Here is a 13,413-nt window from a genome sequence, read left to right on the forward strand (position 1 = left end):
TTACTGCCGGTAGCCTCTTTGGGTTAGTTTTTGTGGTTGAACCAGATTTAATAGTCTGAAATGGTTGTTCCTTGCACGCACCGGATTAATATCAAGTCCACCACGTCGGGTGTAAAGGCAACATACCATCATGTCTTTTGGTGCAAATGTATCATCCAGACGTTTATAGATCATCTCGCAGATCTCTTCATGAAAGTGATTTTCGTTTCGCAACGAAACGATATATTTTAATAAACTTGTTTTGTCAGGAATCAGTTCGCCTTCCATCATAATATATACTGATCCCCAGTCCGGCTGATGTGTAACCTTACAATTACTGCGCAACAAATGGGTGGCTACCCTTAAAGATGTAATACCGGCATGAGGTGTTAGGATTTCGGGTTTTTCTGTATATGTTTCAATCGTCAGGTCGGTACCTACAATGTCTTCCAGAAGTGGATAAGCCATAAAATCAAAGGGTTGGATCGCGGATGATTCGTCAAAAAAAGTAACATGTACCATGGTCTTTAAAAGCTTTTCAAGATCACGCTTTACGGTTACACAGATATTCTGAACAGCCTGTTGCCTGTCCGTTCCCCGCCGTGTCATATTGAACGAATGGAGGTATAACTTAAGCGATTTACTTTCAACGATAAACGGACTGGTGCAGGCATATACAATTTTAAGCATGCCGGCGACCGGAAGTCCTTTCTCCAGTAAAAAACTGAATTCATAGGCATGCCAGACATCCACACCGCAAAACGGCAGTGCATCATCATCTATATTATAGTGCGTGCGGTTTTCAGACCGTGGTACGGCCACCAATACATCCGGATTATAATGTTGTGGATACTGACTCTTTTTTCCTAAATGTTGTTCTTCCGGTTTCATACGCCTGCAATTCCATCAAAATAGGTCACCTGTAAGCGGGGAGAATAGCGATACCCGTTTTCTATGGCTGTTTTCATCGCCATCAATCGTGTCTGTGCCAGTTCTTCAGGTGTTGATCCCAACGGCATCAATACAATATCGCCTCTCTGCCATCCGCTAAGCTGATCCAGATACTGTCGTTTTAACTCGCTGGTCTCTGCTTTGGAACTAATCACAAATTTAAGCTGAAAATCTTTACCCGGCGAATTTTTACACAGATCGATATACTGTTGAAGCACCCTGATGTTGATCTGTAGCTTTTTATAGTTTTCCGGTTCAATTGGCAGAATAACACCCGCGCTTTTAACTTTTTCAAGTGAGGGAAGTGCATTTTTAAGCTTTGGGGAAATACTGAAAAAATTGACAAGATCCGCAAGTTCTCTGTTATAAATAGTGCCATTTGTTTCCAGGGCAACCATCAGATCCGGTTTCTCTGCCCTTAGCTGTTTTATGAGTTCCGTAAGGCCTTCAGCCTGAATTAACGGTTCACCACCCGAAACAATTAAAAGGGAAATATGGCCCAGGTTGTGCAGAATCTTTCGGACAGCGTCTTCTGTACTGACTAAGGTTTCAAAGTCTGTGCTGAAGGAAGCGTGAGGAGTGTCACATATGCTGATGTTTCCATCAGGCAATGTCCACATACATCTTAAATTACAACCTGAGAGTCGTAAAAACAGGGCTGGCAAGCCGGCCATTTTCCCTTCTCCCTGAATGGTTCCTGGAATGGTAAAACCCGTTGCCGGCTTTTTCTTTATGGGATTCCCGGCAGCATCTTTTGTGGCAGGAAAAATACCTTCCGGTGCTAAAAATAACTGGCTCATGCTTTTCCCTCCTGATTTAATGCTGTGTCTGTAACGCCGGCTTCAGCAAAAGCTCTGGCACGCAACAGACAACTGTCGCAGGTTCCGCAGGGCGTTTCTCCACCACGATAACACGACCAGGTGTGACTGAAATCCACGTTGAGTTCTGCACCCAGTTTTATTTCCTCTGTCTTTGATTTAAATAAAAACGGTGCATGGATACTAATAGGTTTGTGCTCTTCAACCGCCATCACTGTACCCTGATTGATGGCATTCTCCATAGCTTTGATAAAGCTCTCGCGGCAATCCACATAGCCGGAATAATCCACCTGGCTTACACCGATAAAAATATGTTGGGCCTGAACTGATTCAGCGAAAGATGCAGCAACCGAAAGAAACACCATATTACGTGCGGGGACGTAGGTTTGTGGAATATCAGTGCGGTTCGCATCACCATCTTCTACCTGTACATCGGGATTGGTGAGTGAGCTGCTGCTCCCAAGGTTTAGGTTCAGACTGACAATTTTGTGTTCGGCCACACCGACTTGTTCTGATGAAGCTTTGGCACATTCCAGTTCCCGGTTATGTTTCTGTCCGTAATCGAACGACAGGGCATAAACCTGGTATCCCTTACTTTTGGCAAGGTAGAGCGCTATGGTTGAATCTAATCCACCCGATAGCAATACAACAGCCTTTTTCATGACTGTACCGGATATTTAATAAACTCTGTTGAACTATTGCCTGAAACGGCAAGCGAAGGCTCTTTGGCCTTTTGTAATTGTTTATTTTTCATTTCCCTAGTTTTTTTTAGAGACAGGATGGTTTCGAACTGTCTGTGTTTAACGGCGCAAATTAAAGGAATATTCAGGGGCTTTGCAAATGATATTCAGTGTTCTTTACATAATAAAACAAAAAAATATGTAAAAAATACTTTACATAAAGTAAAAAATATATATCTTTGTGTCAAATATTTTAGTTTTATTGTTAAATATTATAAACTTACAGGATATGACTTATCAGGAAAAAGAAAACGTTGTAAACATCTTTAGTGGTTTGTTAATCACTATGGTTTACAGTTGGATTGTATACCAGAAACATGTTTCGGGAGTAATTGACCTTACCGCGGATTACAGAAAATGGGGTGTTGTATTTTTGATTTTTATTGGTGTTTCAGTAGTAGCCAGAATCATCATATACATTATATTTCACATTATTAATGCTATTGCTACACGCGAAGACAAAATACCGGTTGAAGACGAACGGGTAAAACTGATTAAATTAAAAGGCATGCGTAATTCATATTATGTGTTTTCAGGTGGTTTTGTACTCGGTATTCTTGGACTTTCAATCGGTTTGCCGGTATATAGTATTTTTATTGTTTTTATTATCAGTGGCCTGCTTTCCGAAGTTGTTGATAACGGAACACAGATTTATTTTCACAGAAAGGGGCTATAAATGAAAAAGATAATAAAAAGTAACATAAGACGCTTACGGTTCGATGCCGATGAAATGACACAACAGGAGCTGGCAGATAAAGTTGGTGCATCAAGGCAAACCATTGTTGCCATTGAAAAGGGCAAGTATTCTCCTTCACTGGAACTGGCATTTAAAATATCGGATGTCTTTCATAAACAAATCAACGAAGTATTTATGTATGAGGAAGATTAGCTTTAAGCCATGTTCTGGTTTTTTGTACTAATTGAAAGATTTTCATACTATGGCACCTTCGGTGTTGAAATTGTTTTGAGCTATGGAAGTAATATGTGATCCTGTGTAGGATGGAAATCCTGCTAATTATTTCTATCGGGTAATATTTTATTCACCTTAATTTGAATTAAGATGTGACGTGTATGCTCAAAATGTCATAAATCTTCGTTAAATCCCATATCCAAAATTTAATTTAATGGAGCCAAAACGATTTGATTATTGTGGATTTTAATACTTTTATTACTGACAATAAATTCAAGGGATAAACATTCACCTTGTTTAAATTCTATTTCTGTTTCCCATTTATATCCTTTAGGTGATTCGGCAGTAAGAGTGTAAGTACCTTCAGGACGAAAAACATTTACCGCATTTCCATCATCACAACTTATTCCGTCAGGGAAATATTTTTGTATGGTTCCAACATAATCACCATCCAGGTAAATACTTGTATATCCCAGGTCAATTTTATTCCATACAGTCAATAGACCCATATTCCCACCATAAGGATTACCGGGATTATAGCCTGTACCGCCCTCTAATTTTGTTCCATCACTTAGAACAATGTAATAACCCGTCAATTCAATTTCAGTTCCACCACCATAAACCGGGCAGGTAAAACAATCTAAAAAATCAACATACCTTGAAGTTGTTCTGTATAACAAACCGAATTGTGGATTATAATATTCTTCCTCTGTAACATCATAACGTTCACTTACATAATTTTCTCCTATGTTATCACTATGATACCTGATTTTATAGGCTGAATAATTGCCTAATCCCATATTGATACTGGTTGTTGATTGTGTTACACTTTGCGTAGAAGTATTTGAAAAAAACATTCCAAACCCTGACCAGGTATTCTCAGCCATATTTATCATGGTTTTATAACCTCCGTCCTCAAATGTATTATTTAATATATGATAGACTCCCACTTTTTTACCAGGTACATGTGAAATTAAAATATACTCCCCATAACCTTTATTATTATAATATCTTTCTCCTGTAACCCTGAGTTTAATAAACTGAATATCCTGTGATTCATTATTTAATTCTGTAACCACCAGACACAAAGTGCCTTCATCATAATCGCTTAATTTTCCATTTTCGGTATCTCTGGCAGTTACCTTGTAAATCCATTGTGCATTCTCTGATATCGGGAATAAATCTGGTGGTTTGTTTACTTTAATAGTAACATTATCTGTTGCTTCCAGTCCACCAGGATCTGTAACTTTGAGTTTGACATTGAAACTACCTGTTTCATTGAATACTTTTGGGTAATAATCTTCATTGGAATTTGTTCCGTCTCCAAAATCCCAATAGTACGTGAGTTCATCTTCATCCGGGTCGAATGACTGGCTGGCACTAAAAGTTACTTCCAATGGCCTGTTACCTTCAGTTACGTCAGCACTGATAATTGCTACAGGACTGCTGTTTTCAAACTTTTCTTTGCAACAACTCCATAAATATAACGTTGATCCAATAGCCACTAACCAAAGCACCTTGTAAACAATACTCTCTTTTGTAATAAGTGTTTTCATGGGGTATTTTGTTGAAATTTTAATTAATAAGAATTTAATGGATGAATATCATCATTGATATTAAGAGCTTTCTTATGAAATAGGGGCCTATATTCCTATAGAAAATTTTAATCTATAGAAGCAGAGTTCAACCAATAATTAACGTCTTAATTTCTATAAGGACCTGCTAATCTTATTAATCACATTATAATTTATTCAATTGATCTTCCATAATTTCTATACGCTTTATGAGTTCATCAATTATTGTTTTCTGTGATTTGATCATTTCCTGTTGTTCCTGTATGGATTTGACCAGAGGCATAATAAAATCATTATATCGCAAAGTGTACACTTCTTTTTCATTTTGTGGGATATCAATTCCGGGAAACTCGAAACCAGCTTCATTCGCTGCTTTTTCAACATCCTGAGCAAGGAAGCCTATGTAACGGATGTTTTCAACTGCTTCATCTGAATTTGAATTAACTTCTTCTCCCCAGATTTTAAATAATTCAGATGGCTTTTTATTGAATGTCACAGGTTTCAGTTTCATAATAAAATCCAATCCTGCAACATTTTCTTTGATGTTGGTTTTAAATCTTGCATCGGAATAAGTGGTTAGGCTGCCAACCTGGGCGCGTATTTGTGAAACTGATGTGTTTCCAAGCAATACCTGATTGCTGCCTGTACACTGGGCATTTGTTATACCATAACCCAACATGGTCACATTGCTTCTACCCACCGATGGGTATGAATTTGAACCAACAAAAGTGCAATTATCAAAATTACTGCTTGTTACTCCCCATCCTGCATGATAACCTACGGCAACATTATTATTTCCACTTAGATTATTATTAAGGGACTCATATCCTATTGCTGTATTATAATTACCGACAGAATTATGGTACATGGAAGCACGCCCATAAGCTGAATTAAAGTTGCCTTCAGTATTACTTAAAAGTGCCCATGAGCCTGTAGCTGTATTCTCATATCCTGTTGTATTATTCTTCATAGCTGCACGCCCTAAAGCTGTATTATCGCTAGCGGTTGTGTTACTTAAAAGGGCATTATTTCCTGTTGCAACATTATAATTACCGGTTGTATTTCCATTAAGTGCATAATATCCACTTGCTGTATTATCATGCCCTTCTGTATTTGAATATAATGATTCAATTCCATTGGCTGTATTATTCCAGCCTGTTTGGTTAGAATTCAGTGCATATTGACCATTCGCTGTATTATCATGGCCTGTTGTGTTAGAAAACAATGCATAATTTCCAGTTGCTGTGTTGTAGGAACCTGTTGAGTTATAACACAAAGCCTTATAACCATTCGCAGTGTTGTCGCTCCCTGTTTCATTAGAATATAGTGCATAATATCCAGTTGCTGTGTTGTTACACCCATCTGTATTCTTAAACAAAGCAGAAAAACCATTGGCTGTGTTATTTGATCCAGTTTGGTTATAGGTCATTGTATAATGACCATTTGCTGTGTTATAGGATCCTGTTGTATTAGAAAACAGCGCACGATAACCATTTGCCGTATTGCGGTCCCCTGTTGTGTTGTGATACAAAGCCATATATCCATTTGCTGTGTTCTCCCATCCACTTATGTTGTAATACATGGCCATATAACCAATTGCTGTGTTGCCATCCCCTTTTGTATTGGAACGCAAAGCTCTTGATCCAACTGCAGTATTGTATTTTGCATTATAGCTATATACTATTTCTATTCCATTATTAAACAATGCTGAATCGCCTATAGCAACAATATCTCTTGTTGGATCAGAATTTTCTCCTGTTGCTTCACCAATTAATATATTTGGTGTGATGGTAATTCCTTCCTGAGCAAGAGTGACCGTGCTTCCACCTGATATGGATAGTTCATTTCCAACCAATGAGATATCCTGTAATTCATTCTCTGGATCAGCATCAGCATCATTCACATTATCAGGAAGGGTTACAGTATTTCCATCTTCAATTGATAGTTTGTGTCCATCAATACTGAGAGTCTGATCATCTGTGTTTTTTTCAAATCCATCCTGCAAAATACTAAGATCAACAGTACTTCCTTTGCTTAAAGTAAGTTCAGTCCCGATAAGACTAATATCCTGTATTTCATTTTCCGGATCCGCATCGGCATCATCTTTATTGCCTGCTTCTTGTGCATATAAAGCATAAGGAACACTCAATAACTGATTTATTCCGGTAATCGTATAATTTGCCCCACCATTTAAATCTGTTTCTGTCTTTATAAAATACGGACCAGTTGACCAATCGATATCAGCGAAGACACCACTGATAATAGTCCCGGTTCCTATTTCAAGGCTTACCAAACCATTTTCATTAGTTGTTGGGAAGTGCCTTTCAACATAGACAGAAGTTCCGGATATTGAACCCTGTATAATACTTATTTGCATTCCAATAGAAGAATTCATTACAAGTTCACTATCAGCATTCCTGATTACTGCCTGATAGCTCATTTTCTCAGGGCTTTGTGCCCAAAATATTGAGGTTAATAACAATCCTGCTAAAACGGCATATAACTTTTTCATTGATTCGTCCTCCTAATATTTAATGACTTTAAATGTTTTTATTTCCTGATTATCCCGAATGACTTTAACCAAATATGATGCTGATTCAAGGCTGGTAATATCAATATTTGTCCTGGTGTTTGTAATTTTCCCGGTCTTTAAAATTTTTCCGTTTACGTCAAAAAGTTCAAAGATTAAATTTGAGAGCTCAAAATCAGCTATATCCAAAGTAAGATTGGTTTTGGCTGGATTAGGATAAACTATGAAATTAAGTGATATTCCATCAGTTTCTTTAATTGAAGAAATTACAGAGATTTCAAAGGGTTGTTGCACACCTTCTGCAACTGAACCGTTTGTTCCAGTTTGAGTTTGGTAAGCAATCTGTCCAACAGTATAGCTTACAGTTCCATTAGAGTCGGATGCAGAACCACCGGTCGTAGTAATTGCTTCCTGTGCACTGGCAAAGGAAAACCATCCAAACCAAATAAGGATTAGTGCAAATGTTTTCATGGGGTATTTTGTTGTAATTCAAAAAAGAGGGCTGATCCTCACGTAGTAGAATATCTTTTTGTATTACAAGGCTTTCCTGAGAAAGAGGGGCCGTTCATATTATACCAGATAAAATTAGGTATTTAAAAATGAAAGTTTTAAACGTAAGTTTCAAATTATTATGAATATGTATCATCTGGCTATCAAGCAGTTTGTTTTCTGCAGAATGAGAGATTGTTGGAGCAAATAAAATATAAAGTTATGGTGTTTTTTACTTATTGTCAAACGGTATCGTCTCAAAATGATATAAAATCAAGATAGTTTTTAGAGTTTTCATTTATAGTAACTAACAAATTCCTTTTTTACCTAACTCATAGATGCAATATAGACAACAATGTTAAAATGTATAGACTATACTTTTTACATGAACGTGCCTAAGTATAGTTACTCTACAGGGAGACTGAAATCCTGCACTTTTAATTCTTCGCAAATTTGATAGATTTATTTAAACGCAAGTTCGTTCAATAATAAGGTTGCACTTGTGTCAAAATTCATCTTTCCTTTGTTATAATTCCTTAATAAAACTACTCCATTATTATTTGTTGGATCAAAGGCAAATAATGAACAAAATCCCCGGGTAGTACCTCCATGACCAATAATTATATGATTCTCATTTTTTGTTATAAATAGTCCAAGGCCATAATAAACCCCGGAATCAATTTGAATGACTGGAGTTTGCATAAGTTTAAGACTTTCATTACTTAATATTTTGCTCTCAGATCTGCCCATTAATGATATAACGAATCTGGTTAAGTCAGTAGACGTTGTTATCAATCCAGCAGCTGGAACTTTATAACCTCTTCCCTGAAGTTCACGATTTGCTATTTTTATATTTCTTTTCGTCAGGCGGCTACCATAAACACCAATAGACATTTTATTCCTTTCTTTTTCAGGAACTCTATAAAAAGTATTTTTCATATTTAATGGGATGAGAATTTTATCAACAATTAAATCTATAAATGGTTTTTTTGCTGCTCTAGATATTGCCAGACCAATAATAGAAATTCCAATATTTGAATAATTATATTTTAACCCGGGTTCCGATATTAGTTTTATGGTCGGAATTGATAAAATAGTTTGATTTTCCCAAAACTCAGGTTGACCTAAGTCCGCATTCCTAAGTTTTGGCTCTCTGTCAAGTCCTGAAGTATGACTTGCAAGTTGTTTGAAAGTTATTCTGTTTGACTCAGAATATCCCCGAATTTTTTTTATTTCAGGGACAAAAATATCAACAGGATCATCCAGTTTGAAATAACCTTCTTCAATCATTTTCATCATCAGTAAAACAGTAAAAGTTTTTGAAACAGAAGCAACACGGTAAAGAGTGGATGTGTCAGCATCAAATTGTTTCATTGGGTCGGCATAACCAAATGCTTTTGACCATACAGTTTTATTATCAAGAATAATAGATGCAGATATACTGCCTACCTGATCATCCTTAACATCATTCGCTAATTGATTTTCGAATTTATTAATTAATGAGCAACTGTTTGTCTTTTGAGCTATACCAGAATAGAATGAATAATGTAGTAATAGAAAAATAAAGAAAATCCGTTCCTCATAGCTGAATAATTTTACTGATCTTTTCTTAATCATTTTTCCAACTGTTCAACGCGTTTTATTAATTCATCTATTAGCTTTTGTTGGGATGTTATTTTTTTTTCTTGAACCTTGATCATTTCTTGCTGTTCTTGCATAGCTTTAACAAGGGGAACTACAAATTCTGAATAAGCCAGATTGTAATGGGATTTATCATTTATAGGTTTATGAATCCCACTAAAATCATATCCACATTCATTAGCAGCCTTTTCAACCTCTTGTGCTATAAATCCAGTATTTATTTTAGCCTCTTTTTTAAGACGTGCTGCCTTCATCTCAGAACTGTTAAAATACAGACTATCTTTTATGCCATTAAATTCATCTAATTTATGTAAATCCCATTTAAAGGTTACCGGTCTTAGTTTCATAATAAATTCAAGTCCGGGTACATTTTGTTTTACATTGGTTTTAAACCTGCCATCTGATAAATTTATCCAAGGGGCATAACCACCTATAGAGATAATTGATGAATTCCCAATCCGAATTGTATTGCTGGCAGTTACCCTTGCGTCATTCCCTAATGCTGTGGTATTGGTTAAACCATCACTGGAAGGACCTGCAGTATATCCTAAAGCCGTGTTGTAATTACCTGTTTTATTGATGGATAACGCCCACATTCCAGAGCTTGTGTTATATTTTCCCGTTGTGTTAGAATAAAGTGCATTATCTCCATATGCAACATTTTGAGATCCTTGTGTATTGGAATAAAGAGCTTTATAGCCAGTTGCAGTATTATCATAACCTGTTGTATTAAGGTTTAGTGCAAATGATCCGTTTGCAGTATTATAGCTGCCCAAGGAGTTAGAATAAAGGGCTTTATAACCGTGTGCCGTATTCAAACTTCCTGTAGTATTGAATTTATTAGTTTCATATCCAAATGCAGTATTATAGCACCCTGTTGTGTTAGAATAAAGAGATTTTGAACCTACTGCTGTATTTTCAGTTGCATCCCAGCTTTGATTTGCTCCAATGCCATTATTATATAATGCAGAATCACCGATAGCTACCAGATTACAGCGTTCGGTGTTATTGTAAAGAGCCCGAGTCCCAATTGCAATATTTGAAGAACCTGAAATATTTTTATTCAGTGATTCATATCCAATAGCTGTATTATAATTACCTTCTGTATTATGATACATAGCAGCTCGTCCATAAGCGGAATTATAGCTACCTTCAATATTACTTAAAAGAGCCCATGAACCTGTAGCCGTATTCTCATATCCAGATGTGTTACTCTTCAGAGATGCACGTCCCAAAGCTGTATTGTCATTTGCTGTTGTATTACTTAAAAGGGCATTGTTACCCATTGCAACGTTATAATTACCGGTTGTATTATTATAGAGCGCATCATATCCATTTGCGGTATTGTCATGCCCTTCAGTGTTAGAATACAGAGCACTACGACCATTTGCTGTGTTATTAGAGCCAATTGTGTTATTCGCCAAAGCAGAAACACCATCAGCCGTATTTTCATTCCCTGTTGTGTTAGAAAATAACGCACTACGACCGTTTGCAGTGTTATAATTTCCTGTTACATTTAAACACAAAGAATAAGATCCATTAGCCGAATTGCTTTCCCCTGTCGTATTATGATATAAAGCACGAATACCATTTGCGATGTTGCAATTCCCTGTGGTGTTGGAATACAAAGCTTCAAAACCATTTGCCGTATTATAATATCCTGAAGTATTTGAATACATAGCTATACTTCCAGTGGTTGTATTACCATACCCTGTTGTGTTTGAATATAAGGCTTGTGAACCATTAGCCGTGTTTCCACTCCCTTCTGTATTGAAATACAAAGCTGAATAACCACTCGCGGTGTTGTTCTGTCCTATATTATTACCATACAAAGCTCTAGAACCGCTGGCAGTATTATATCTTCCAGTTGTATTGTATTGCATAGCAAAATAACCATTTGCCGTGTTAGAACTCCCGGCTGTATTAGAATATAAAGCATGATAACCATTTGCTGTGTTCCAAAATCCAGTGGTGTTAGAGTACAAAGACTGAGATCCGTTTGCTGTGTTATAATTGCCAATTGTGTTATTCTCTAAAGCACTAGATCCAAGTGCGGTATTTCCATCCCCTAATATGTTGTTAATCAGAGCATAATTTCCAATAGCAGTATTATTATACCCTGTAGTGTTTGAAGATAAGGCTTTATAACCATTGGCCGTATTATAACTTCCTAATGTATTAAAATACAGGGATTTAAACCCAATCGCTGTATTGCCTGTTCCTTGAATGCTATTAGTTACCCCAGTTCCATTATTTAGCAAGGCAGAATCACCAATGGCAATAATTTGCTTATCATCAGGATTATTTTTTCCTGCATCTTTGCCAATTAAAATATTAGGGTTAGTCACAATGTCAGGTTTATTAATTAAACTATCAAATTCATAAGCAGGTAGTTTAACATAACCTCCGTTACTTAAATAGATCGTATCATTGCTAATAGTAATTATCTGTAATTCGTTAGTTGGATTAGCATCTGCATCATTCACATTATCGGGAAGAGTTACAGTGTTGCCATCTTCAACTGTTAGTTCGTGTCCATTTATGATGAGAGTCTGATCATCTGTGTTTTTTTCAAATCCATCCTGCAGAATACTAAGATCAACGGTACTTCCTTTGCTTAAAGTAAGTTCAGTCCCGATAAGACTAATATCCTGAATTTCATTCTCCGGATCAGCATCGGCATCATCTTTATTGCCTGCTTCTTGGGCATATAAAGCATAAGGAACGCTCAGTAATTGATTTATTCCGGTAATCGTATAATTTGCTCCGCCGTTCAAATCTGTTTCTGTCTTAATAAAATACGGACCTGCTGACCAATCAATATCAGCGAAAACACCACTGATAATATTTCCGGTTCCTATTTCAAGGCTTACAAGGCCATTCTCATTTGTTGTGGGGAAGTGTCTTTCTACATAGACAGAAGTTCCGGATACAGAACCCTGTATAATACTAATTTGCATTCCAATGGATGAATTAATTACAAGTTCACTATCAGAATTACGGACTACTGCCTGGTAACTCATTTTCTCGGGGCTTTGTGCCCATAGTAATGAGGTTAATAACAATCCTGTTAAAAAAGCATATAACTTTCTCATTGTTTAGTCCTCCTTAATATTTTATGATTTTAAATGTTTTTATTTCCTGATTATCCCGGATTACTTTAACCAGATATGTTGCAGATTCAAGGCTGGTAATATTTATATTTGTCCGGGTGGTTGTAATTTTCCCGATCTTTAAAATCTTTCCGTTTACGTCAAAAAGTTCAAAGATTAAATTTGAAAGCTCAAAATCTACAATATCCAAAGTAAGATTGGTTGTGGCTGGATTAGGATAAACTATGAAATTAAGTGATATTCCATCAGTTTCCTTGATTGTAGAAATTACAGAAATTTCAAAGGGTTGTTGCACACCTTCTGCAACTGAACCATTTTTTCCGCTTCTGGTTTGGTAAGTAACCTGTCCAACAGAGTAACTTACACTTCCATTCGTGCCGGTTGCATAACCTCCTGTGGTTGTAAGTACTTCCTGGGCATGTGAAAAGACAAACCATCCAAACCAAATAAGGATTAGTGCAAATGTTTTCATGGGGTATTTTGTTGTAATTCAAAATAGAGGGCTGATCCTCACGTAGTAGACTATCTTTTTGTATTACAAGGCTTTCCTGAGAAAGAGGGGCAGTTCATTTTGGACCATTAAAGTTACGGAATTAACTAATAAGTATGAAGTTATAACCCTGATATTCTTGTTTGTGTTAGACACAATATTTGGCTGCTGATTTATA

General features: G+C 36.5%; 11 protein-coding genes. 2 read left to right on the plus strand and 9 right to left on the minus strand.

Going from position 1 to position 13,413, the window contains the following annotated elements; all coding sequences use genetic code 11:
* From ACE1EF_RS18755 to queC, 3 genes are read right to left on the minus strand one after another with little or no spacing between them, the layout of a single operon-like run.
* A complete protein-coding gene (locus tag ACE1EF_RS18755; protein WP_375722238.1) occupies positions 1–870 on the minus strand; it encodes an NADPH-dependent 7-cyano-7-deazaguanine reductase QueF in 870 nt (289 codons plus the stop codon).
* Positions 867–1,730, minus strand: a complete 864-nt coding sequence (locus tag ACE1EF_RS18760; protein ID WP_375722239.1) for a 7-carboxy-7-deazaguanine synthase QueE — start codon at positions 1,728–1,730, stop codon at positions 867–869. Before ACE1EF_RS18760 ends, ACE1EF_RS18755 begins: the two co-directional genes overlap by 4 nt.
* On the minus strand, positions 1,727–2,410 hold the full coding sequence (gene queC, locus ACE1EF_RS18765) for a 7-cyano-7-deazaguanine synthase QueC (RefSeq protein WP_375722240.1): 684 nt from the start codon (positions 2,408–2,410) through the stop codon (positions 1,727–1,729). The genes ACE1EF_RS18760 and queC overlap by 4 nt, the downstream gene beginning before the upstream one ends.
* A 307-nt stretch (positions 2,411–2,717) precedes the next feature.
* On the opposite strand from queC, the gene ACE1EF_RS18770 reads away from it, so the two are divergent.
* The gene (locus tag ACE1EF_RS18770) at positions 2,718–3,164 is read left to right on the plus strand and encodes a hypothetical protein (protein WP_375722241.1); all 447 of its coding nucleotides are present in this window, start codon (positions 2,718–2,720) and stop codon (positions 3,162–3,164) included.
* Positions 3,165–3,377 carry a helix-turn-helix transcriptional regulator gene (locus ACE1EF_RS18775; protein ID WP_375722242.1) on the plus strand — a complete coding sequence of 71 codons (213 nt, stop codon included), beginning with the start codon at positions 3,165–3,167 and terminating at the stop codon, positions 3,375–3,377.
* Positions 3,378–3,604: 227 nt separating this feature from the next.
* On the opposite strand, the gene ACE1EF_RS18780 is transcribed toward ACE1EF_RS18775, so the two are convergent.
* The 6 genes from ACE1EF_RS18780 to ACE1EF_RS18805 form a co-directional block, all read right to left on the minus strand.
* Complete coding sequence (locus tag ACE1EF_RS18780; RefSeq protein ID WP_375722243.1) at positions 3,605–4,954, minus strand: PKD domain-containing protein; 1,350 nt, start codon at positions 4,952–4,954, stop codon at positions 3,605–3,607.
* Positions 4,955–5,138: 184 nt separating this feature from the next.
* Positions 5,139–7,412 carry a tail fiber domain-containing protein gene (locus ACE1EF_RS18785; RefSeq protein ID WP_375722244.1) on the minus strand — a complete coding sequence of 758 codons (2,274 nt, stop codon included), beginning with the start codon at positions 7,410–7,412 and terminating at the stop codon, positions 5,139–5,141.
* 84 nt (positions 7,413–7,496) lie between these two features.
* Positions 7,497–7,973: a T9SS type A sorting domain-containing protein gene (locus ACE1EF_RS18790; protein ID WP_375722245.1), complete on the minus strand. Its 477-nt coding sequence runs from the start codon at positions 7,971–7,973 to the stop codon at positions 7,497–7,499.
* A 480-nt stretch (positions 7,974–8,453) separates the two neighbouring features.
* Positions 8,454–9,608 carry a serine hydrolase domain-containing protein gene (locus ACE1EF_RS18795; protein ID WP_375722246.1) on the minus strand — a complete coding sequence of 385 codons (1,155 nt, stop codon included), beginning with the start codon at positions 9,606–9,608 and terminating at the stop codon, positions 8,454–8,456.
* A complete protein-coding gene (locus tag ACE1EF_RS18800; RefSeq protein ID WP_375722247.1) occupies positions 9,605–12,727 on the minus strand; it encodes a tail fiber domain-containing protein in 3,123 nt (1,040 codons plus the stop codon). Before ACE1EF_RS18800 ends, ACE1EF_RS18795 begins: the two co-directional genes overlap by 4 nt.
* Before the next feature lie 13 nt (positions 12,728–12,740).
* A complete protein-coding gene (locus tag ACE1EF_RS18805) occupies positions 12,741–13,217 on the minus strand; it encodes a T9SS type A sorting domain-containing protein (RefSeq protein WP_375722248.1) in 477 nt (158 codons plus the stop codon).
* Positions 13,218–13,413: the final 196 nt, after the last annotated feature.

Origin of the sequence: Quyinboa sediminis (genome assembly GCF_042219855.1) — a bacterium.
GTDB lineage: Bacteria > Bacteroidota > Bacteroidia > Bacteroidales > UBA5342 > JBHJHP01.